The sequence below is a fragment of the Mastigocoleus testarum BC008 genome (assembly GCF_001456025.1).
Taxonomy (GTDB): Bacteria; Cyanobacteriota; Cyanobacteriia; order Cyanobacteriales; family Nostocaceae; genus Mastigocoleus; species Mastigocoleus testarum.
In genome coordinates, this window is sequence record NZ_LMTZ01000087.1 from 100,806 (window position 1) to 123,110 (window position 22,305).

The 22,305-nt window shown below is 35.2% G+C and carries 17 protein-coding genes; 2 read left to right on the forward strand and 15 right to left on the reverse strand.

Annotation, left to right across the window (positions count from 1 at the left end; genetic code table 11):
- Positions 1 to 132 precede the first annotated feature (132 nt).
- Complete coding sequence (locus tag BC008_RS15875) at positions 133 to 828, reverse strand: rhomboid family intramembrane serine protease (RefSeq protein ID WP_027840427.1); 696 nt, start codon at positions 826 to 828, stop codon at positions 133 to 135.
- Positions 829 to 1,300: 472 nt separating this feature from the next.
- On the opposite strand from BC008_RS15875, the gene BC008_RS15880 reads away from it, so the two are divergent.
- Complete coding sequence (locus tag BC008_RS15880) at positions 1,301 to 3,418, forward strand: serine/threonine-protein kinase (protein ID WP_027840426.1); 2,118 nt, start codon at positions 1,301 to 1,303, stop codon at positions 3,416 to 3,418.
- 133 nt (positions 3,419 to 3,551) lie between these two features.
- Here BC008_RS15880 and BC008_RS15885 read toward each other — a convergent pair whose 3' ends face one another.
- From BC008_RS15885 to BC008_RS15895, 3 genes are all read right to left on the reverse strand, one after another.
- Positions 3,552 to 3,782 carry a hypothetical protein gene (locus BC008_RS15885; protein WP_027840425.1) on the reverse strand — a complete coding sequence of 77 codons (231 nt, stop codon included), beginning with the start codon at positions 3,780 to 3,782 and terminating at the stop codon, positions 3,552 to 3,554.
- Between the two features lie 343 nt (positions 3,783 to 4,125).
- Positions 4,126 to 4,563, reverse strand: coding sequence for a hypothetical protein (locus BC008_RS15890; RefSeq protein ID WP_027840424.1), 438 nt, complete (start codon positions 4,561 to 4,563; stop codon positions 4,126 to 4,128).
- Between the two features lie 48 nt (positions 4,564 to 4,611).
- Positions 4,612 to 7,020 (reverse strand): NACHT domain-containing protein, encoded by a 2,409-nt coding sequence (locus tag BC008_RS15895; RefSeq protein ID WP_027840423.1) that lies wholly within the window; start codon positions 7,018 to 7,020, stop codon positions 4,612 to 4,614.
- A 1,561-nt stretch (positions 7,021 to 8,581) separates the two neighbouring features.
- Here BC008_RS15895 and BC008_RS15900 point away from each other — a divergent pair.
- Complete coding sequence (locus BC008_RS15900) at positions 8,582 to 11,569, forward strand: WD40 domain-containing protein (protein ID WP_058183658.1); 2,988 nt, start codon at positions 8,582 to 8,584, stop codon at positions 11,567 to 11,569.
- Positions 11,570 to 11,733: 164 nt separating this feature from the next.
- Here BC008_RS15900 and phnF read toward each other — a convergent pair whose 3' ends face one another.
- The 11 genes from phnF to phnC form a co-directional block, all read right to left on the reverse strand.
- Positions 11,734 to 12,486 carry a phosphonate metabolism transcriptional regulator PhnF gene (gene phnF, locus BC008_RS15905; protein ID WP_027840422.1) on the reverse strand — a complete coding sequence of 251 codons (753 nt, stop codon included), beginning with the start codon at positions 12,484 to 12,486 and terminating at the stop codon, positions 11,734 to 11,736.
- A gap of 39 nt (positions 12,487 to 12,525) precedes the next feature.
- Complete coding sequence (locus tag BC008_RS15910; protein ID WP_027840421.1) at positions 12,526 to 13,674, reverse strand: alpha-D-ribose 1-methylphosphonate 5-triphosphate diphosphatase; 1,149 nt, start codon at positions 13,672 to 13,674, stop codon at positions 12,526 to 12,528.
- Positions 13,675 to 14,432: 758 nt separating this feature from the next.
- Positions 14,433 to 15,134 (reverse strand): phosphonate C-P lyase system protein PhnL, encoded by a 702-nt coding sequence (gene phnL / locus BC008_RS15915; RefSeq protein WP_027840420.1) that lies wholly within the window; start codon positions 15,132 to 15,134, stop codon positions 14,433 to 14,435.
- A gap of 98 nt (positions 15,135 to 15,232) precedes the next feature.
- On the reverse strand, positions 15,233 to 16,063 hold the full coding sequence (locus BC008_RS15920) for an ATP-binding cassette domain-containing protein (protein ID WP_027840419.1): 831 nt from the start codon (positions 16,061 to 16,063) through the stop codon (positions 15,233 to 15,235).
- A gap of 83 nt (positions 16,064 to 16,146) precedes the next feature.
- The gene (locus tag BC008_RS15925; protein WP_058183659.1) at positions 16,147 to 17,046 is read right to left on the reverse strand and encodes an alpha-D-ribose 1-methylphosphonate 5-phosphate C-P-lyase PhnJ; all 900 of its coding nucleotides are present in this window, start codon (positions 17,044 to 17,046) and stop codon (positions 16,147 to 16,149) included.
- Positions 17,047 to 17,146: 100 nt separating this feature from the next.
- Positions 17,147 to 18,238, reverse strand: coding sequence for a carbon-phosphorus lyase complex subunit PhnI (locus BC008_RS15930; protein ID WP_027847078.1), 1,092 nt, complete (start codon positions 18,236 to 18,238; stop codon positions 17,147 to 17,149).
- A 538-nt stretch (positions 18,239 to 18,776) separates the two neighbouring features.
- Positions 18,777 to 19,349: a phosphonate C-P lyase system protein PhnH gene (gene phnH, locus BC008_RS15935; protein WP_027845033.1), complete on the reverse strand. Its 573-nt coding sequence runs from the start codon at positions 19,347 to 19,349 to the stop codon at positions 18,777 to 18,779.
- Positions 19,342 to 19,797 (reverse strand): phosphonate C-P lyase system protein PhnG, encoded by a 456-nt coding sequence (gene phnG / locus BC008_RS15940; RefSeq protein ID WP_027845032.1) that lies wholly within the window; start codon positions 19,795 to 19,797, stop codon positions 19,342 to 19,344. The genes phnH and phnG overlap by 8 nt, the downstream gene beginning before the upstream one ends.
- Complete coding sequence (gene phnE / locus BC008_RS15945; protein WP_027845031.1) at positions 19,794 to 20,588, reverse strand: phosphonate ABC transporter, permease protein PhnE; 795 nt, start codon at positions 20,586 to 20,588, stop codon at positions 19,794 to 19,796. The genes phnG and phnE (BC008_RS15945) overlap by 4 nt, the downstream gene beginning before the upstream one ends.
- Before the next feature lie 45 nt (positions 20,589 to 20,633).
- Positions 20,634 to 21,431 (reverse strand): phosphonate ABC transporter, permease protein PhnE, encoded by a 798-nt coding sequence (phnE, locus tag BC008_RS15950; protein ID WP_027845030.1) that lies wholly within the window; start codon positions 21,429 to 21,431, stop codon positions 20,634 to 20,636.
- Positions 21,400 to 22,176 carry a phosphonate ABC transporter ATP-binding protein gene (gene phnC / locus BC008_RS15955; RefSeq protein WP_027845029.1) on the reverse strand — a complete coding sequence of 259 codons (777 nt, stop codon included), beginning with the start codon at positions 22,174 to 22,176 and terminating at the stop codon, positions 21,400 to 21,402. The genes phnE (BC008_RS15950) and phnC overlap by 32 nt, the downstream gene beginning before the upstream one ends.
- Positions 22,177 to 22,305 lie beyond the last annotated feature (129 nt).

Genomic DNA, 22,305 nt, shown 5'->3' on the forward strand with positions numbered 1-22,305 from the left:
TTTTCAAAGTTTGCGATCGTGTTTTCATAACATAGAGAACTGAAGATTAGCTATCGAACATTGGAAATATTTTAGGTAAATAAAATAGTTGAAAGATAATATCAGAATACTTAATAGCCTTTAGAGATTATTTTAAGATCTAAAACGCGCCCAACTAGCACCAACAAATATACCTGCAGCATGTGCCCAGTATCCTGCACTACTTGGATTTACTCCACCAGTAATATTTAAACTACCAACACTATAAAATAACTGTTGTAAAAACCACCACAAAAGATATAACGAAGCAGGTACTTCTATGGGAATAAACACAATTATTAAAGGCAGAATAGTATCAACTTTAGCCTTGGGAAATCTAAATACATATGCTCCTAAAACAGAAGCGATCGCCGCATTCGCACCAATTAAAGGTACTTTCAAAGTAGGTTCAGCCAAAATTTGGATTAAACCAGTAATAACACCACAAATCAGATATAAACTTAAAAATTTGCCATAACCAAAGGCTTTCTCTACCGATTTACCAAAAACCCATAAAAACAATGAATTACCTAATATCTGACTGAAACTCCCATGAAGAAACATTCCTGCGAGTAACGACGTCGAACTTAATATAACTATTACCCAAGCTGCAGGATTACCTGAAATTGCATCGGTAATTGCCAAACTAATTTTACCGGGAATGATTCCCCAACTGTAAATAAAATTACTTAATTCGCCACTTAGTTCTAGTTTTAGTTCCCATAAAAATAAAATAATATTAATACCAATCAGACTGTAAGTGGCTACTGGTACCCTTTTACCGCGAACGTTATCACTAATAGGAATCATTGCAATTTGTAACTTTATTGGATTTTAGCTCGTAGGATATTTGAGCAAAATAACAGATTAATAGTGAATATTTACATTCATCCGGTTATTTACAATCTGCCTTTAGTGATAAATCAAACCTTACATATAGTAGTAAACGTGTTTGTTAGGAAATTATACTTTTACTTTGAAGGGGACAGGGGATAGATAAATGTCCTAACACTTATGGTGACTGCTAAATATACAGATACAGAAACTCTTTTATTTTTAACGCTCCAGAAGTGAAGTAATAGTTAACTGTACAATTAATTTACCAGTTTATAGAGTAATTATTTGTAATACTATAGGAACTCTGAAATCTGCGATTATGAGGTAAAAAACCATCTGTATTCTTGAGAAAGATATCAAAACTACGCTATGAGAAAAGCTTGATGCTAATGAATATGGCAAGATTGAAATTAGAATTTATCGAAATACGTGATGACAAACTAAAATGTTGGCAAAAATACTTGTTGGACGGTACCAAATTGTCAAACATTTAGGAGGAGGTGGTTTTGGGGAAACATTTATCGCCCAAGATACCCACTTACCTGGTAAACCTGAATGTGTTGTCAAAAAACTGAAGACTCAGTCAACAGATTTATCAAACCTACAAACAGCTAGACGTTTATTCGATACAGAAGCTCAAGTTTTACATAAATTAGGGAATCACAACCAAATACCCCAGTTATTAGCATATTTAGAAGAAAACCAGGAATTTTACCTCGTTCAAGAATTTATTGCTGGTCATGACCTTTATCAAGAATTAACTTCTGGGGAAAAGAAACCCGAGCAGGAAGTAATTTCTTTATTGGTTGAGGTTTTACAGATATTGGACTTTGTTCATCAGCAACAGGTAATTCATCGTGATATTAACCCTGGGAACATTCTCCGTAGAGAGCAAGATAAAAAATTAGTTCTAATCGATTTTGGTGCGGTTAAACAAATCAGTACACAAATATTTACTCCCGAAGGGAAAACTAAATCCACCGTAGTTATAGGTACTCCTGGATACATAGCTGCAGAACAAGCACAGGGTTGTCCCAAATTTAACAGCGACATTTATTCTTTGGGAATAATTGGGATCCAAGCATTAACCGGACTTGCTCCAGAAGAATTAGAAAAAGATGAAAAGACTCATGAGATTGTTTGGCGACATGGAGCACAGGTTAGTCCTGAGTTAGGACAAATTTTAGATATGATGGTGCGCTATGACTTTCGTCAGCGTTTTTCTTCAGCAGCGATCGTATTGGAATCTTTAATAAATTTAGATAAGCAAAAAAATAAAATATCAAAAACGTTTATTGTTTCTCCTAAACTTGAATACTTAAAAAGTGCTATTCCCTCCAAAATTAATTATAAAAAAATTATTATTAAATCATTAACTGCAATTATTTTAGTAATTACTGGAGGAGTTATATCTTTTTCCATAGTAGATATCGTAGGCAAGGAGAATGCTAATGATTTATATAAGAAAGCTAATACGTTTTATGATTTAAAACAATATGAAAATGCAATTGAATCTTACGAAAAAGTAGTTGATATTAAACCCGATTTTTATCCAGCTTGGAATGGTTTAGGTAAAACATTTTATGAGAAAAAAAGATATAAAGAAGCATTAGAAGCTTACAATAGTGCAATTAAACTAGAAAATAATAATAAGGAAGCCTGGAGAAATAGAGGGTTTAGTCTATACAAATTAGAAAGATATGAAGATGCAATTAGCTCATTCAACAAAGCATTAATTCTCGATGAAAATCAACCAGAAGTTTGGAATGCATTAGGGGAAGCTTTCAGCGATATCAATCGATATTCCCAAGCAATTCATGCTTACGAAAGAGCAACTAAGTTGAATCATAAATTTGATTTGGCTTGGAATAATAAAGGAAAAGCACTACATAAACAACATCGCTATGAAGATGCGGTAGAAGCATACAAACAAGCAACAGGTTTAAAAATAGATTACGTTGAAGCTTGGTATAATTTAGGTAATTCTTATGCCAGATTAAAAGAGCATGAAGAAGCATTTGAAGCATATGATAAAGCTGTGCAATACCAACCAGATTATTCCCAAGCATGGCTATCTAAAGGTAATATGCTGATTAATCTAGAACGTCATGAAGAAGCAATTGAATCCTTTCAACAAGTGATTAAATACCAACCCAAAAGCTATAAGGCTTGGTTTAATAAAGGATGGTGTCTGCATAAAACTAAGCGTTATGAATCAGCAGTTGATGCTTACGATCGAGCAATTGAAATTCAAGGTAACGACTATAATTCTTGGTATAACAAAGGTAATTCCTTATATAAATTGAAGCGATATCAAAAAGCAATCGAAGCTTATAATATGGCGATTACCTATCAACCAGAACATTTTGAAAGTTTCTATAGCAAAGGTAATGTCTTGTTTGATATGAAACGCTATAAAGATGCACTTACAGCATATGAAGCGGCGATAAAAATTAAGCCTAATGATAAAAAAGCTAAGAAAGCTCGCAATAAGGCTAAAGATAAGTTAGAGGGTCGTAAATCTTTTTTATTTGGGAGAAATTTTAGAATTAAGTTTTGGTAAGTAGATTTAAGTTTTGTTCGCACAGAATACTTTTAGTACATACTGTAGATACATATATACTATAAACTAACAAGCTAGTAGAGCTTTTATACACGCTAAATAATAGATTTTGAATCTTCTGTTGTGTTACCAGCTATTCTTGATGTTCAGCTAAAGTATTCTCTTGACTATTAAATGCTTGTTGTTCATTAGATGCTTGATTGTTTTGTTTGCGATATACCTCTGGTATAGCGCTTTGGTCATCGCCAGTAATTTCAGAATTTTGATTTTTGGCTGACTCGTTACCACAGCAGCCATCATCCCATTTATCACCAGGTTTGTGGTTACAAACTTTCACTTTTGTCTGGTTTGGCTTGTTTGACATGATTGAGCTACGCCTAAAATTTCCCTAGCTTTTAATCAAGCTATCTGCTTAATTATATACCTTTTAAGCAATCACTGGAAATAAGTGGCAATTAGCGGCATTGTTTAAATTTTGATTAACATGAGTTCGATTTAAAAGTTTTGGAATAAACCCCCATCAAATATATTGAAATTTTATCCAGGCTGTAGTAAGGAGTAATGAATGGGCAAAGAATTTCGATTCATGCCTTGGGTGAATTGAAACCTAAAATAACGTAAAGGTTCTTGATACCTTTGATATTAAAAAGATTAATTTAATTTAAATTTTTAGATTTAGATAAAATTTACACATTATGCGGCAAAGTCTAATTTACTTCTGATTTAGTTTGTCTAAGCCTGCAATGAGCTAAAAAGGCTGTCTTACCGAGTCCATAGGACATTTTAATTCCAATCGTTCGTTCAAATAGATTAGCAATCTTCTTTGCTAAAATTTCACCATCAATTTCTTTTAAAGAGTACTTTATTAAAATGTTATCTCCACCTGCGACCTCAAACTTGACAACATCTCCAAAGGAACTACCAATTTTAGTGTTCAAGTCACAAAGAGCAAGCATGAAGCTTTTTAAATTTGTAGATAAATCTGTAGCTTCTTCACTTGCAGTTTTCCTATAAAATTCACCAAATTTGGTTCCTACTTTGTCACCGTCAAGTGCAATACATGCTGATGATGGTAACCTTGCTTTGGCAATAATTTTAAATATTTCTTCTTTAGTTTTTTCAACAACTTCTTCGTTATAAATCATCAATTCTATTTATTTCTCCGTTAATATTTATTGACAGTTGATTGATATTTAGCAATGTAGTAAATGTGGTGCAATTTCATTACTTGGCAATAATAAATTATCAAAAAGTTCCTCACACAGTTTTTTAGAAGAATAGTTTTCTGTATGGATACATTCTAAAAACAAAAAATTTGCATAAATATAATTCTCTAAAGCTTTAACATCTATATCTTCAAAATCAGTTTTATAACCAATATCCAAATGTTCGCGCATAATTTTTCTTAATTCTTCTGCCCAAATTTCCCAGGATTGACGAGAAGAATTATCGGGAATAGTCTTTCTCAACTGTTTCAAATCTTTTTCTAACTGAATATCATTTTTGAGAGTGTTAATTTTCTGAACTTGATCGATAACTAAGTCAAGTTTTTCCCTAGCATTTGATTGTTGGTTAACTTTCAGGCGTTCTTTAGTAAATTCACTAGGAACTTGAACATTTGAGGATTGGATATTAAAATTTTTCTCGGCATAAAGAGCAGGTAAAGTTGAAACACTAGCTATGTATAATATGAGATTAGCTCTGTCGGTTGGAGGTGTAATTTTATTTCGTTTCCGATTAAACTCTCTCATTTCTTTAGCCAGGTTTATAAAGGGAAGCCTGTCAATCTCAATTTCGTTATTAATGTAGAGATCTGTATCTAAATCAAGAGCTAAATATAAAGCTCGCCAAGAACTAGATTTTACTCCTGCACTAACAGTCATTTTATTGAGCCATTTAAGCATATCTTGTAATGGCTGGCTGTCTTTAATCATTTCATTAGTACGCTTGAATATTAGTTTGATAAACTCATCGACCTTAGTTTGATTAAGACGCTCAGTAATTAAAATAAATACTTCCCGCCATTGACGTTTCATGAGATTTTGTTCCACAAATTTATTTAAGGAAACAACTTCTCTATTTTCGACAATATATTCAGCTGCAAAATACTCTTGAAAAGTGAGATGAGAAAAAGAATAAATTCTCTTTGCTTTTTGAATTAATAAACCATAATTAGCTTCAATTTCTCTTAATACGTCATAAGTGTCAATTTCAAAGCTTATCGATTCAATAAAGTCAATTAATTTTTGCTCTAATTCCCATTTTTGCCATAAAAGCTTAGGTGGGTTATGATTTAATCCGTTATAAGCAATTTGGCTGAACATGGCGATTTTTCGTTGTCTTGAAAGCTTCAAATTTGACTTCCGTTCAATTCGACGACTTGCATCCCATCTTCTTAATAATGAGTCTACTGCGTCCGCATATAATCCATAGCGGCTTCTTGTAAAGTCATAACTATCTTCAAATGTCCAGCATAAAATAGTCAATAATAATGGATTTGTTGCTAATTCTTTAACTTGTTGATTCCCTTGTAACTTGTTTAAAAATTCTTCGCTAACTTTTCCTTCTCCGCGGTAATTAAACCAATTACGTGCAAATTTTTCTACTTGCTCCAAATCGAAATCTACTGCTTCTACTTCTGTAAAATGTTTAAATATATAGTCACTTGCACCTGTACGACAAGTAATTATAAAACGATTTGTTGGATATGAATTGATCAGTTCCTCAATTTTTTGGTAAATTCGATCGTGATTTAATACTTCATCAAGACCATCCAACAAAATTAAACATTTTCCTTTTTCAAGAAATAGCTTTATTTGTGATTCATAATTGGGAATGGATTGAGTAAATTCATATACAACTGCATCAATTAAATTATGCAGATTTTCATGTTCTGAAAATTCTCTTAGAGGGATAAATACTGGTATTATTTTTTCGATTGATTCTTCTAATAAATTAGAGTTTGTTGCCAGATACTTCAAAAAAGTAGTTTTACCAGCTCCTGGTTTACCCAAAATCATAAGTTTTGGATAGCTTTTGACAGCTTCCAAACCTAGAATCTGATTTTCTTTATCAGGAAAAGGTAGACGTTTGAGATTTTCAGGATTATCTGCACTCAAATCTCTGATTAAATTTTGAAGTGCTTGTTGTTTACGTCCCGGAATATCTTTGAAGCAATTCAAATCTACATAGATGCTATTCAGCTTCACAGGTTCACTCATATCAAGCACTCTCATGGTGCTACACTTCCTTTCTAAGTGTTCCCAATAAGGTTTGAAAAAATCCTTTTCGATATCATCTATTTCAACATCATCTTCAACATTCTGCACTAACTGCTTTAAAGCTTCTTGATAGCTTTTATAATCCAAAAGAACAAAACATAAATAATTCAGATTTTTTTCCAACATATTTGGTGGCTCGCTAGAATTAAAAAAATTACGTATTGTTCGTGAAGAAATTAAATCACTATCTTCATCTTCTAATTCATCTTTATATACTTGATTGAGTCTTTTAATTAAAGAAGCTGGTGATGCTCCAAAGCGTTCTGAATAAGCATTTTTAAGAATTTCAAGAAATTCTTTACCAACTTTAATAGCTGCCATTTATGTCTCCCTATTTTGTAAAAAATTATAATGCTAATTATTATCAGATACTTATTGATAATAAAAAATAGTATTTACTCTAAGAATATGCTATTTTTTATTTTTGATTACTTATAAAAACGCAAATTGTAAACATAATTTAATATGTTTGGTATCTGCTAAAAAACAATGCCGCTAATTGCCGTTCTTTACCATTATTTATTTGTCGATAAAATTTACTTTCAGTATATATTTTCCTATATCTTTTAGCATAACTTGAATTTCTTTTTATATCTAAAATTCCACAAAATTATTTTTCAATACAACTAATTTTTAATTTTATTACAATAATGTTAATTAATTTTTCTTAACATTCAAAGTTGACTTTGGTATTGTCTACTCTAGTAGAAAAAACAAGAGCTTCTCTAGAAAGTCTTTGTATCTCTTTATAGTTTATTTCTCATCGTTTGCCCATCCAACCGACTTGGAAAAATTGAAGTATTTAATCAAGATTTTTTAATTGAAATAAAAATGTACTACTATATCTTCCTGAATTGGGTTACGTCGAAATAGAGTTTTTAGGTTTGGATAATTTTTGGGAAATTATATACGATAATTCTGCAGATAAATTTCTACTATTAGATATATTGACAAAAATAAATTTATTTTAATAAGTTACGAATGCGGTAAATACAAAAAATATTATGAAGCATGAATACACAATAGATAATCAAAAGTCAAGCTTCAACCCCAGAGCAGATGTTTATTTTCATATAGTGAGTGCCTCAGTTCTAATCTTAATAGTTTTCTGAAGATTTTTTGTGTATTTTGACAGAACATCAAGTTCGAATAACAACTTATTGCTACAAAGTACTTATCTTTTTCGCGGAATAAAATTTTAGTATTTTTTATTTGCTTGTTGCGGGTTTATACGGATACTTGTCTGAATGTGATTCTGCTCACAACCGATTAAACTTAAAATATTGAGAATTATGTTGGGTAAATTTGCAACGATAACTTATCCAACAAGTTTTTTTTTTATAAAGTATATAATGTTGTTAAATGCATTTTTAAATGTAGCTAATTTAAGATTAGCTCTTTGATGTTACCCTTGCTAGAGTAGTATCAAAACCTTTGCTGTATAAAACTTTTAGGCAAAAACGATAATTTGAGCCGTAAATAATGGTAGCTGATATAGCTCTAAACCCAGTCTCTGTAAATAGGTTCAAATATTACCTTGTATTTTTATTTGCCCAGACTGATGTAAGAGTATTAGACCTAAAAATGTTTTGCTATCTCTTAAAAATTAGAATTATCTATGACCTTTGTTCGATATGCAATAGTATGACAAACTCTTTCCGCACATCATATAAGATAAGTCAAATCTATTTTCTATCTTGAAAAATTGCAAAATATTTTCTTTGTTAATTCAGAATCCTAGGTTAACCAAAATTCCCATAACATAAGTCTAAATTTTTAGAGAGTTTTTGCTTATATGTGAAATTAAATTATCTTATTTAACTAAAATTTATCGGTACTAATAAAGTGAATTTTTGAAAAATTACACAAAGAAAAATAATCCATGATAAATCAGCTTAACTACAGCGAAATCCCCTCTGGTTTAGAGCTTAAACACAAGTTGGTAGGTCATAATGGCCTAATCAGTAAAGTTGAATGGTCGCCAGATGGTAAAATGCTTGCCTCACCTTCATTTGACGGAACAATTAAGCTTTGGGATTTAAACAGAGGAGAATGTTTTCAAACTTTAAAAGGTCATTTCACAAGAGTTAGATCTGTTGCTTGGTCACCAGATGGAAAAATGATAGCTTCTGGTTCAGATGATAAAACCATCCGACTTTGGCGCGTAGAAAATGGAAATCCTGAAGAGATAATTTCCATGGGTACGGGTATCGGTCTGAGTATGTCTTGGTCAATAGATGGTAATACGATAGCCTGCGGTGGAAGGCGTGATGATTGGTCAATTTTGTTATATAACCTGGAAGAAAAGCAGCAGCAAAAACTTGAAGGACATTCGGGAGAAGTGAATAGTTTAGAATGGTCGCCCGATGGGAGTTTACTCGCCTCAGCTTCCCACGATACAACCATCATAATTTGGGAAAAAAAAACTAGTAAAATAAAAACAGTACTGAAAGGTCATTCTTCAGACATTTATAGTGTGACATGGTCTCCTAACGGACAAATGCTTGCATCTGGTTCTTATGACAACACAATCAAGATATGGAGTGTTGCAACGGGGCAGATGCTATTTATTATTGAAGGTCATACTGGTGCGGTTAACTGCGTGCAATTTTCTTGTGATGGTAAGTTACTAGCTTCCAAGTCTTCCGATGGAACTGTTCGTTTATGGAGTTGTGATATTTGGGAGCAGCTAGCAGTAATTGACGAGCCAACTTTTAAATCTTTGCCTTTTGGTTTAGCATTTCATCCTTCGGAGCAGATTTTAGCAAGTTTGGGAGACGCAGATATAAGTATTCGGATTTGGCACATTGATAAAAATCTGCTGTTGCAAACAAAAAAATCTGATTTATCATCTCAATACACTAATGCCAAAGTCGTTTTGGTCGGTGACACTGGTGTCGGTAAATCTGGTTTGAGTCTTGTCCTTACGGGTAAACCGTTTGAAGCAACTGAATCAACCCACGGTCGTCATGTTGATATTTTTGATCGTCAGGAAGTGGATTTAGGAGAAGATTGCAAAGAAATTCGGGAAATATTACTGTGGGATTTGGCCGGACAACCGGGTTATCGATTAGTCCATCAGTTACACTTAAGCGAATTAGCTATAGTGTTAATTATCTTTGATGCTCGTAGTGAAACCGATCCTTTTGCTGGAGTATATTATTGGAATCGTGCCTTATGTCAAGCTCAAAAAATTCCCGGTAATTCTGAAAAACCATTCAAAAAAATCTTAGTTTCTGCTCGAGCCGACCGGGGTGGAGTTAGTGTTAGCCCTGATCGCATAAAGTCTTTAGTCAAAGAATTAGGTTTTAATGCTTATTTCAGAACCAGTGCAAAGGAAGGATGGAAAGTTGAAGAATTGCAAGAAGCGATTTGCGACTCAATCAATTGGGATATTCTACCAAAAGTGAAATCTACAGAAGTTTTTGAGAAAATTAAACGATTTCTGATTTCTGAAAAAAAGGAAAGACGACTTCTGACTAAAGTTGATGACTTATACAGTACTTTCTTGATGTCTGAAAATAACTCTTTCAATAGTAAGGAATTATACGATGAGTTTGAGACTTGCATTGGACTTGTAGAATCTCGGGATTTAATTCGCAGACTTAGCTTTGGTAACTTAATTTTACTGCAACCAGAATTGTTAGATGCTTACGCTTCTGCAATTATTAACGCAGCAAAAGAGGAACCCCAGGGCTTTGGTCACATAGTAGAAGAAGATGTTCGTGCCATACGCTTTCGGATGCCTAAAGAAGAGCGAATCAAAGATAAAGAACAAGAGAAATTACTTTTGATTGCAACAGTTGAGGAATTATTTAGCCGTGAAATTGCTTTGAGAGCAGATACTGACGATGGTTCTATATTAGTTTTTCCTTCCCAATTTACTCGCGAATGGCCAGAAGCTCCTGATCCTGAAGGTAAAGCAGTAATTTTTGAATTTGAAGGAGCTGTATTAAATGTTTATACCACATTGGTAGTTCGTCTTTCCCGGAGTGGCTTTTTTGAATGCAAAGAGATGTGGAAAAATACAGTCATATTTACAGCGAAAGTAGGGGGAGAATGTGGTATTTGGCTACGTCATATTGAGGAAGGAAAAGCGGAATTGACTTTATTTTTCAAACCTGAAGCAAGCGAAGAGACTCGTTTTCAATTTGAAGAATATATTTATACTCATCTCCAGCGTCAAACCCTCTCCCAAACTGTTCTTCGTCGTCGTATTTTTGTTTGTGATAAATGTAATACGCCGGTCAGCGAGTTACTAGTCAGACGTCGACGAGAACGAATGTACCAGTGGATCACTTGTGGTGTTTGTGACAGCAGAGTTTGGCTTTTCGACCGTGAGGAGCGTCTCAAAGCAATTAAGTTAGAATCTTCCTTTATTCCCGAAATGGACAAAGCTGCTGATACTAAACGTAACGAAGAAAGAGCTACAACAATCATCCAAGGGAAAATAGAAACTCAAGATTTTGACGTATTTCTTGCCCATAATAATAGGGATAAGTCCCAAATAGAGATTATTGGGAATTTTCTCAAACAACGGGGTTTAAACCCCTGGTTAGATACAGAACAAATTCCTCCTGGAAGGTGGTTCCAAGATGTTATTCAACAAGCAATTCCCCATGTGAAATCTGCTGCTATTTTCATTAGTTCTAATGGTTTGGGAAAATGGGAGGAAGTAGAACTAAGGGCATTTACACGCCGATGTATAGAAGCAAAAATTCCTTTAATTCCTGTTTTATTACCTGGTGTAAAGGGAATACCAGAAAATCTACATTTTCTCAAACAATTAAATGCAGTATATTTCAAAAAAATCGATGATCCTCAAGCTTTGAATGATTTACAATGGGGTATAACTGGTAAAATCCCATAGGAAACACCTTTATTTTTTTTAATTGAATGTAGTATTTTTCAAAAAATTGATGACTCCCGAACTTTTAAGAATTTGTAATGGGGAATCATCGATAAAAATATCCAGCACAATAACTGGATATGATGTTTTATTTGTTGTTTACTATTGTTAAGCGTATACCAATTTTAACCAGAAACTTCCAAGGTAAATCTATCTCCTCTAAAACGACTAATTGTATGTTCGATAATCTGCTGATGCTGGTCTTGAGCAGTTGCTCTAGTAATTAAAACAGGGGAACCAGTGGGTATTTGTAATAATGCAGCATCCTCAGGACTAACAATTTCAGTCTCGATATAAGTCCGTATTCGTTTAGTTTCGATGCCATAAAATTTTTGTAAAATACCGTAGAGGGAATAAGACTTGTAAATTTGGTTTGGCAATTCTGGAAATTTATCCAAAGGTAAATAAGAAAGACTGACACACAAAGGTTCGTGTGCGGGAATGCTATTCCCGGTGATTTGAGGACTACCAGTACGAAGAACTTTTAATTCAATCAAGATCGAATTTGGGGGAACCTCCAACAAAATTGCCAGTTGTTCTGAAGCAATTACGGTTTGGACGTTAATAATTTTCAAACTGGGGAGATAACCGAGTTTTAAAAGAGAATTACTAAAACTGGTTTTGGTATTAATGGAATAATGCAAACGCGGTTGGGCTACAAAAGTACCCCTTCCTTGCTGACGATACGCCATTCCTTGTTCGACAATCATACCAATGGCTTGTCGCACCGTTAAACGATGTACGTTATGGTGTGCTGCAAGTTGGTTCTCTGAAGGGAGTTTATCACCTGGCTTATAAACTCCGGTTTGAATGTCTCCAATTAGCTGGTAGGCTATTTTGCGGTAGAGTGGAACACCCTCTTGATGCTGTGAAATCATCTCTAATATATTTACACTCAACTTAAGAGTTGACGCTTATTAATAAGTGTAATTTGTTTGAAAAACTACTTTACCTCGAACCCATGTAGTAACTATCTGAGGGAAGGTTTTAGTAAATTTAATTGCAATTAAATCTGCTCGTTTACCTACTTCGATTTCACCTCGTTCGTGTAAATTAAGTGCTTGGGCTGGGTTACGTGTAACCAAAGATATGGCATCAGGTAAAGACCAATTTAATAAATGGGGTAGTTGAAAGACTGATGCAAGTAGGCTTGCAGGAGAATAGTCAGAACATAAGATATCACAAACTTGATTTTCAATTGCTTCTACTGCTTTAATCGAGCCACTTTGACTTTTACCTCGCAGCAAATTAGGAGCGCCAAATATAGTCTTCATTTTTTGACGTTTAGCACTTTGGGCTGTAGATAAGTTAATTGGGAATTCGCTTATTTTGACTCCTAGGGCGGTCATTGTCTGAATCCGTTCTAGAGTATCATCATCGTGGCTTGCAATCTGTATATTGTGTCTGAGAGCTTCTGAAACTAAGGTCTTGATTCGCTCTAATGCTCCAACGGCATTTTTTAATTTACGGTTAGCTAGAGCTTGTGCTTGGTCAGTTGTCTTGTTATATGTGCGAGATATGTAATCTAAGTATGCTGGTAAATCCTTAAATTGTCCCTGTCCGGGAGTGTGATCCATTAAAGAAAATAAATCTACGCAATTTTGCTGGAGTAATTTTAATAAAATTGGTAAACCAGTTGGATCGGTAATCTCATAACGACAGTGAACCCGATTATCAACTAAAGCTTGTGGTTGATAGTCATGAATAGCCCGAACAATTTCTGCAGCTTTTTCATTATTACGTACCCCCAATTCTTCATTAGCAAAAGAAATCGCGTGAAATGGAGTCGTAATACCTGCAGCTGCATTTCGTCTGTCAACTTGAGCAACAGCAAATTTGGTTGGGAAAAAAGTATTTGGGCGCGGTTCAATCTCTTTTTCAATTGCATCACAATGTAAATCAATACATCCGGGAATCAGTAACTTACCATCTAAATCAAAAGATTGAACTGCAGATGTTGATTCTGGATTAATTGCAATAATATAGCCATCTTCAATTAGTAGAGAAGCATCTTTAATTACATCTTCAGATGTAACTATATGAGCGCGAGTAATATAGGTTTTCATTGTAATTTTTATTAGGGATCAACCATAAATGCGCGCTATCCTCTATCTCTTAGAGATGAGAATTAGCATATCTCCAAGAGGCTATTTAGAAAATAATTAATAACTTCAGTTGCTGGCTAAATTCAAATTTTTCAATTCAAATTTTTGATATTTTCCTAGATATCCATGAGTGATTCTCAAAAGAAGTATATACAATCTTCTTTTAAGGATTTCATGTAAACTCCGAAATATATAAAGCTCTAACCAGTAACTTTAGTTGAAAATACGCATTCTTTGTAATTTTTTTAGATACCTCATACCAATTTATTTAATGGCTTAAAGGAAATCTAAATGAAACCCCGACAAAGAAACCCTATACTATATTATTTAGCCAGCTTGTAACTTTGAATTTATAACTTCGAATTTGTAATTTTGAATTTTTAACTTTAAACTAAATTACAAATAACCTAAATGATACTAATATATCTCTTTTCATATCTACCTAAAATCCTCAATATATTCGAGGAAATTTAACCCTTCACAGCAAGAAATTCTAGAACAATATATTTGTGATGTAATTATCGCAGCGAGCACAAACTATCTAGCAACAGCAGACTGAAACTAATTACAAAAAATTCGAAAATTACACGCGATAGATCACATGCACATTAAGCCTTAACTTTCATCTAGTTTAAGGCTGAAAGTATAAATATTTCTGTCCCATGACTTACATACAGAATTTAATTTCAGTAAAATGATGGCTTTAATCCAAAGTAAATTTACCTGACAGAAACTCTATTTGATTCTAAGGTTACGGTGCTATCTGCTAGTTCAGAGATAATTTGTGGCTCATGAAATACAGCAAGAATAGCTGTTCCTTCTTCTTTTGCACGTTTAATTAAACTTATTACCTTCTTAGTTGTTTCAGGATCGAGACTTGCTGTAGGTTCGTCTAAAAGCAAAAGTCGCGATCGCATTATTAAACCACGAGCAATATTAACCCGTTGTTTCTCTCCACCAGAAAAAGTAGCAGGGGAAACTTTCCATAATCTTTCAGGAATATTTAATTCTTCAAGAATTACTTGTGATTTACTTCTCGCTTCTTTTCTGTCTACTCCCAAATCAAACAAAGGTTTTGCGACCACATCTAAAGTATTTTGACGTGGTAAAAAATCAAGAAATTGGGTTACAAAACTAATTTGCGTTTGCCGTAATTTTAGTATTTCATATTCACTCGCAGTAGCTAAATCTATCCAGTTATTTTGAACATCAAGATAATTAATATTGCCATTACTAGGTAAGTAAGTACGATAAATACATTTAAGTAAGCTACTTTTTCCGACACCAGAAGTTCCCACCAAAGCGGTTAATGTTCCCGTTTCTAAAGTTAAATCTACTGGTTTTGCTGCAGGAATGATTTTTCCTTGTTCGTGCAATACAAATTGTTTGGTTAATTGTTTGATACGTAGGATTTGTTTCATTGGGGATTAGGGATTGGGGATTAGGGATTAGGGATTAGGGATTGGAGATTTGTAATGAAAGGATTTCAAGAAAATATTTATAGCTAATCCCCAACACCTCAAAGCGCCGAAGCAACTAATTGTTGGGTATAAGAATGTTGAGGGTCTTCTAAAATTTGATCTGTTAAACCTGACTCGACAACTTGTCCATATTTCATCACTAAAGTGCGGGATGCTAAAAGACGAATTACTCCCAAATCGTGTGTGACCACAATCATTGCGACGCCCAGTTGCTGCTGAATTTCCAGGATTAAATCCAGTATTTTGGCTTGGACGGATAAATCTAAACCTGTAGTTACTTCATCTAAAAACAGTAGGGGTGGATCTATCGCTAAAGCACGAGCTATTTGTACCCTTTGTTGCATTCCTCCAGAGAATGATGTAGGTAAACAATCCATTCTTTGAGTTGATACTTCTGTACGTTCTAATAGACGACGAATACAATCACGAATTTGTCCATAATTAAATAAATCCCCCATTAACAAGCGTTCGGCGATATTTCCTCCTGCAGATATGCGGAAATTTAAGCCTAAATGAGGATTTTGATAAACCATGCCAAACTTATGGTTGCGTAGCCAGCGTTGCTGAGCAGCGTTTAAGCTGAATATATCGTACTTTGTCTCTTTATCTGTAAATATTACTTCTCCAGCTGATGGTAATTGGTCGAAATATAACATCTGCACTAAGGTAGATTTACCACTACCTGATTCCCCCATCACCCCTAGAATTTCTCCATGGTGTAGTTGAAAAGATATATCCTGTAAAGCTACGACACTACCACATCTGGGACAGATATTAGTGTTTGCGGCTTCTCCCGTCATTCTCAAGCAATCCAAACATTGTTTACCGTAAATCTTAGTGATTTTGTTGACTTCTAAAACCTTAGCCATCTTTATCTTTGCGAATTTAGTTTTGAGGAACTAGTTCTTGATTTTTTATAATTTTGATTTTATGTGTGAAAAACAAGTGACTTCTATTCCCTATTTCCTTTTCCCTGTTCTCTGTTCTCTAAAAGAGACGTCAGCAATTGCATATTGCAATAATCACTATCCGAACACTGATAAACTTTTCGCCCAACATCATCTATGAACTCATCTAAAAAGCTATTATTAGAACCACAACGATTACAAGGACGACGTTGTCCGGTTTGGTCTATAAAATCTTCAATGCGGAAGGGGACATCAGTAAACGCAAGAGGTTTAGCCTTAGTGTAAGGTGGTACAGCATAAATTTTCTTCTCTCTTCCCGCTCCAAATAAATAAAGTCCCTCTGACTGATGTAGTTTAGCAACGTCAAACCTAGGGATAGGTGAAGGATCTATCACATAAGCTCCATTAATCTGACAAGGATAGCGGTGGGAAATTGTAATTTCAGAAAATTGTACTATATCCTCATAAAGTTTTACCCAGAGTCTTGCGTAATCTCCTTCACCGTGCATTTGTTTACGTTTGGCTTCACTAGCTTCTACCATCACTAAAGGGTCTGGATAGGGTACCTGTAAAACAAGAATTTGACCTAGTTTTAGGAGGAATTCCGGTATGCGATGACGAGTTTGAATTACTGTTGCAGTCAGAGTATGTTTTGTTAGAGATACCCCCGGACAAGTTTTGCTGATAAATTTACGGATGTTAACCGCATTTACTGACTCATCACTCCCCTGATCGATAACTTTAAAAGTATCATCGGTACCTAATATTGAAAGGGTAATTTGCAATCCTCCCGTACCGAAACCTCTAGCAATCGGCATTTCTCTGGAAGAATAAGGTACCTGATAACCGGGAATAGCAATTGCTTTGAGTAGCGATCGCCGAATTTCCTTTTTTGCATCTTCATCCAAAAAACCAAAGTGGTATTTACGAGTTTGTTCTGTCATTGGGGAAAGTGTGGGGAGTGTGGGAAGTGTGGGGAGTGTGGGAAGTGTGGGAGGATGGGGAAGAGCAAATTACTCATTATTACTCATTACTTCTTACTCCTTACTTTCCTTCCCTTTCTTGAGTTTTTCGCAAGCGATCGAGGTCTGACTGAAATGTGACGTAGTGAGGCATTTTATAGTGAGAAGTAAAACCCATTGATTCAACACCGTCAATATGTAATAAGACATATTCAGGATCCTCTGAAGGGTTATCGGCTCCGTTTTTTTGCCCTTTTTGTAATGCTCTATCGAGAATCGCCATGGAAATTGCTTTTACTTCGTTGTGTCCAAAGCAAGCACCATAACCCAAACCAAATGTCGATTTACCGTTTTCTTCACTTTTGTCGTACATTGCAACTATCTCACATTCGGTCATTAAAACTTCCCCAGCTTCAATTAATTCTTGGGTAATTGGGTGGGGTAACATCACTGGTAAATAACCAACTCGTAGTTCTGCTACCGTCGGATGAATATCCCCATAACCGCGCATATTAGAATATGCGATCGCTAACAAAGATCCAGTTTCAGCTCTTGTCATTTTTGCTAATGCAGCAGAACGAGAAACAGGAAATACTAAGGGTTGGCGAGTAATATCGAAGGCTGACGCAGTATTTTGAGAAATTGGAGGAAGTAAACCTTCTTTACGCAAATACTCCAGGACTTTAGGGAAAGTTGTCGGAAAATTTTCCTTTGGTATATCCTGGAGCCAGTTTTGAGTTATCTGGCGAAATTCTTCTGGAGACTCATCCAATAGTTCAAATCGAAATAGACGCTGGAGATAATCGGGAGTCGGACCGAGCATTTGTCCCCCAGGAATATCTTTGAAAGCGGCAGAAATACGGCGAATCAAGCGCATATTTTTACCTTGATGAGGCGGAGTAACCCCCAAACGAGGACACGTAGAATTATATGCTCGTAAGTAAAATGCTGCCTCTAATGTATCTCCAGCACTTTGTTTAATAGCCAGAGATGCTAGCTGTGGGTGGTAAAGTCCTCCTTCTGAAAGAACTCTACTATGGAGAGCGTGAAGTTGACGGCGAATAGTATCTAAATTTAAAGGTTGTTGATTGCTTTCCTGAGCACGTAAAAATTCTAACAATTCTGCAGCTGCGGTAATCGCTCCTTCTCCACCTTTAATCGCGACGTATCCCATATTTATTTGAGTAATAAGTAATGTTAGGGTAGCGGGGCGCGTTAGCGCACAGTAATGAGTAATGAGTAGTGAGTAATTAGTGGATTATTTTTACTTCAATTTATTAATTGAAGCCGTTAACGATTCAATAATTATCTCATTGTTTTTATCATATTTTGTACCAATAATTTTAATACTAAATAGGATTTAATTTAATCATTACTTAGTCAATAATCTTTATAAGCAATAAATGTTTTTACACTTTAAGTAATAATTAATAAGTTATGAGTACATACAGGAAAGGAGAATACAAGTAAGTAGGCAAGAAAAAATAGACTATATAAACAAATGTAAAGCATCTGTGTTTAGCTTTTAGTAGTGCTTTAGCGCTAAAGCGCCATTACAAATAAGTTATGATTTTTCTTACTAACCTACTTAAGAGGAATACAAAATGAGTAATTAATTTCAAATCATGATTAACGAGTAAGTAAATCCCACACTTATTACTTATTACTTATTACTTATTACTTATTACTTATTACTTATTACTTATTACTCATTACTTATTACTTATTACTATTTGAGTCGTTCGCGGTATGGCCATAACTTTTGTCCGATCTAAAAGTAGAAAATCCACACCTAAAGGGAAATCAATTACCCATTCCCGTCGAGCTAGCCACCAAGCAGAATCGAAACCAGAAATTTTGACCGAACGATACCCAGGAATACCTGGTCCTGTTAACTTTAAATTTGCATCTCCCTCTCCTAAAGTACTTCCTTGAAGGACGATGGTTGCTCCTTTTTCTGGGCTTGGTAGAGTTCCTAAATTAGGCGTGAAATCAGCGGGAGGTGGATTAGTTGCATCAACCACCACAAAATTTGCCTCTGAAATTTCAACTTCCTTGGCTCTAAGCAAACGTCGTTCCCTATTTTGAAGTAATTTGCCATTATCATTGAAAAGTACGCTGGCATCTAATAAAACAGCTAAAACTCCCAACAATGCCGGACTATCATCTAAAAAATTACTCAGATCGGCAATAGTTCCAGGAAGTGCAAAGCAATCCAATAATTGGCGAAAAATTTTTTGTTGGATGTCACCGCGCCAAATCGGTTCTAATTCGATTTCAATCATCAACTTCTGGTGTAAGTAGGGATAAATTAATCCGAGTTTTTGCTAACATAGCCCCGCGTAATGCTTCTTCCTTTTGTTTTTTGAGAATCCCTTGTTGGACGGCTTGTAAAACTTGTTCCCATCCCAATAGTTGATTTGCCAAAATTGCATCACAGATTGCTAATGCTACAGCTAAATCAGGAGTATCATTCATTACTGATGCTGCTCCCTGCCAACTTTCACCATTTGCGCTTAACTTCACCCAAGCTGTAGATAAAGGTATTTCGCCCAAATAATACGATTCTTCAAAAACACCATCCTGCATTTGAAGTAGAGAAAGTCCATTTTCAGGTAAGGCTTCATGGTTAATTTCCCAACCTTTTGTGAGGCAATTCGCTAGTTCAATTACCATGGTCTCTGGATGGGCTGTTAATGCCCTTACCCATTGACTGCGGGGAATATCTTTCATACAAGTCTCCCGCGTAGCCAAACTGAGATGTAATCAATGGTAACAATAGTTAGCAATATGATTAAAATCAGAGCTGCCGAAGAGTCATATTGGAATAAACGCAGATTTTTTTGTAATTCTAAACCAATACCACCTGCTCCTACTAAACCTAAAACTGTAGCCATCCTAATATTACGATCAAAAAGATACAAGGTATAAGCAGTTACTTCTGACAATATTGAAGGAAAAGCTGCAAACACGATCAGTTGGACGAAGTTTGCCCCGGTTGCAACTAGTCCTTGGTAGATACCAGGATTAACTCGTTCCATGCTATCAGCGAAGAATTTTCCTAAAAAACCTGTAGTATGAATTCCCAAGGCTAATACCCCAGGTAGGGGTCCGACCTGCAGGACACTAACCAAAAGCAATGCTAAGATTAAATCTGGCATTGCTCTTAAAAAATTTAATATTTCCCGCGCGAAGCGATAAGCAATTGGATTAGGTGAAAGGTTTTTTGCTGCTAGTGGTGCAAGTAAAATACTCGCACTAAAAGCGATAAAAGTACCCCAAAATGCGATCGCCAAAGTTTGTCCCATTAACATTAAGTATTGGGGAAAGTTAGTAAAATTTGGAGAAGTATAACGACTGAGATATTCGAAAGTATTAGTTATACCTAAAGCAAGACTGCTAAAAGAGAGTTCTAAAGCGTTAATCATTAAAATTAGAACAATCAAGCAAATGCCTAGATACAATGGTACCAAATTGCGCGGTTTTGGCGGTAGTGGAGGTAGAAAATTATTGTGGGCTCGCATGTTTAAATTAATCGCATTTTTAAATTAAATTTCCAAATTACTTTTTCAGATAACTTTGCTGCGAATGATGTTAGATAGGCGATCAAAAAAAGTAACAATTAAGTAGATCGAGAAGAGAATTAGTACCAAACGACTATAGTAAAACAAGCGAATGCTTGAAACTAACTCATATCCAATACCGCCCGCTCCAACTAAGCCTAGAATTGTGGCAGCACGAACATTGCGATCAATAACATAAAGTACAGCACCACAAAAGTCTGGTAATGCTTGAGGTAAAATCGCAAACATTAATATTTGTAACGAGCTTGCCCCGGTAGCCTTAACGCCAGATATTACTTTTCGATTAACTACCTCCATACTTTCAGCAAAAAATTTAGCGAGAAATCCAGTGGTGACAAAAGTAAGCGCCATTACTCCAGGTAAAGGACCCAAACCAACTGCAGATACAAATACTAACGCCCATACAAGTTCTGGTAGAGCGCGCATAAAACTAAGAATGTTGCGAGTAATATGATACACCAAAGGGTGGGGAGTAGTATTAATAGCCGCCAAAATACCCAAAGGAAAACTTAAGACTAGAGCCAAAGCAGTAGCAACAATAGCTATTTCAATTGTTTCCCAAAGCTTACCAGCTAATTTCGGCAAATATTCCCATTCGGGTTGAATAAACCAATGACTGAGAAAGTCCAATAAGTTATCCCCAGAATTGTAAATATGCTGGGGGTTCATTTCCACAACTGGGGCTGTTAAGACTAATAATAAAGTAATAATAGTTATGCCAATGATAATACCTGTATGTGGTAGACCATTTTTAGTTGACCATTCCCAGTTGAATATTCTCATCAATGCTTCCATCCTCCCGCAGGTAAATTTTCCGTAAGCGATCACTCCCTAATTCTTTTGGCGAACCATCAAAAACTACTTTTCCTGAGTTAAGACCAATAATTCGGTCGGCGAAATTCATGGCTAAATCGACTTGATGCAAGCTAGCTACAACAGCGATCCCATCTTCACGACAAATTTTGTGTAACAGTGTTAATATTTCTTCGCTCGTTACAGGATCGAGGCTTGCTACTGGTTCGTCTGCAAGAATTATTTTTGGTTGTTGTGCGAGAGCCCGAGCAATACCTACCCGTTGTTGCTGTCCTCCTGAAAGACAATCGGCGCGCTCCCATGCTTTTGTAGTTAAATTAACTCTGGCTAAAGCCCAATGAGCAATAGTCTTATCTTGCTGTTTAAATAAGTACAGCAAACTCATCCACCAAGGGTTATAGTGCAATCTTCCAATTAAAATATTGGTCATCACATTTAAGCGTCCAACCAAGTTAAATTGCTGAAATACCATTGCAGCTTTCGCACGCAGACGAGATATATTTTGAGGTGTTAATTTTTGAGCTAAAACAGTTACTTCTCCTGATGTGGTACTTTCCAAGCCATTAATTATTCGTAACAAGGTAGATTTTCCCGCACCACTCGGTCCTAAAATCACAGTAAAACTACCGGCAGAAATACTTAATGTTGTTGGTTTAAGTGCCCGCAAGCCGTTGTTATAAGTTTTACTGACTCGCTCTAGTTCAATTACATGCATTTTAGTTTGTATTTATATTTTCTTAATCATTCAAAGATAAATAAAAAAGCGGTTTCACTGACAGGAGAAAAGTTCCCTGTCTCTATTTTTCTGCAGTCAGATGATTACTATGCTCGAATCACTCTTCTT

Bases quoted from the DNA above. Each gene is read 5' to 3' on its own strand.
- BC008_RS15875 (WP_027840427.1), bottom strand. From the start codon at position 828: ATGATTCCTATTAGTGATAACGTTCGCGGTAAAAGGGTACCAGTAGCC.
- BC008_RS15880 (WP_027840426.1), top strand. From the start codon at position 1,301: ATGTTGGCAAAAATACTTGTTGGACGGTACCAAATTGTCAAACATTTA.
- BC008_RS15885 (WP_027840425.1), bottom strand. From the start codon at position 3,782: ATGTCAAACAAGCCAAACCAGACAAAAGTGAAAGTTTGTAACCACAAA.
- BC008_RS15890 (WP_027840424.1), bottom strand. From the start codon at position 4,563: ATGATTTATAACGAAGAAGTTGTTGAAAAAACTAAAGAAGAAATATTT.
- BC008_RS15895 (WP_027840423.1), bottom strand. From the start codon at position 7,020: ATGGCAGCTATTAAAGTTGGTAAAGAATTTCTTGAAATTCTTAAAAAT.
- BC008_RS15900 (WP_058183658.1), top strand. From the start codon at position 8,582: ATGATAAATCAGCTTAACTACAGCGAAATCCCCTCTGGTTTAGAGCTT.
- phnF (WP_027840422.1), bottom strand. From the start codon at position 12,486: ATGATTTCACAGCATCAAGAGGGTGTTCCACTCTACCGCAAAATAGCC.
- BC008_RS15910 (WP_027840421.1), bottom strand. From the start codon at position 13,674: ATGAAAACCTATATTACTCGCGCTCATATAGTTACATCTGAAGATGTA.
- phnL (WP_027840420.1), bottom strand. From the start codon at position 15,134: ATGAAACAAATCCTACGTATCAAACAATTAACCAAACAATTTGTATTG.
- BC008_RS15920 (WP_027840419.1), bottom strand. From the start codon at position 16,063: ATGGCTAAGGTTTTAGAAGTCAACAAAATCACTAAGATTTACGGTAAA.
- BC008_RS15925 (WP_058183659.1), bottom strand. From the start codon at position 17,046: ATGACAGAACAAACTCGTAAATACCACTTTGGTTTTTTGGATGAAGAT.
- BC008_RS15930 (WP_027847078.1), bottom strand. From the start codon at position 18,238: ATGGGATACGTCGCGATTAAAGGTGGAGAAGGAGCGATTACCGCAGCT.
- phnH (WP_027845033.1), bottom strand. From the start codon at position 19,349: ATGATTGAAATCGAATTAGAACCGATTTGGCGCGGTGACATCCAACAA.
- phnG (WP_027845032.1), bottom strand. From the start codon at position 19,797: ATGAAAGATATTCCCCGCAGTCAATGGGTAAGGGCATTAACAGCCCAT.
- phnE (WP_027845031.1), bottom strand. From the start codon at position 20,588: ATGCGAGCCCACAATAATTTTCTACCTCCACTACCGCCAAAACCGCGC.
- phnE (WP_027845030.1), bottom strand. From the start codon at position 21,431: ATGAGAATATTCAACTGGGAATGGTCAACTAAAAATGGTCTACCACAT.
- phnC (WP_027845029.1), bottom strand. From the start codon at position 22,176: ATGCATGTAATTGAACTAGAGCGAGTCAGTAAAACTTATAACAACGGC.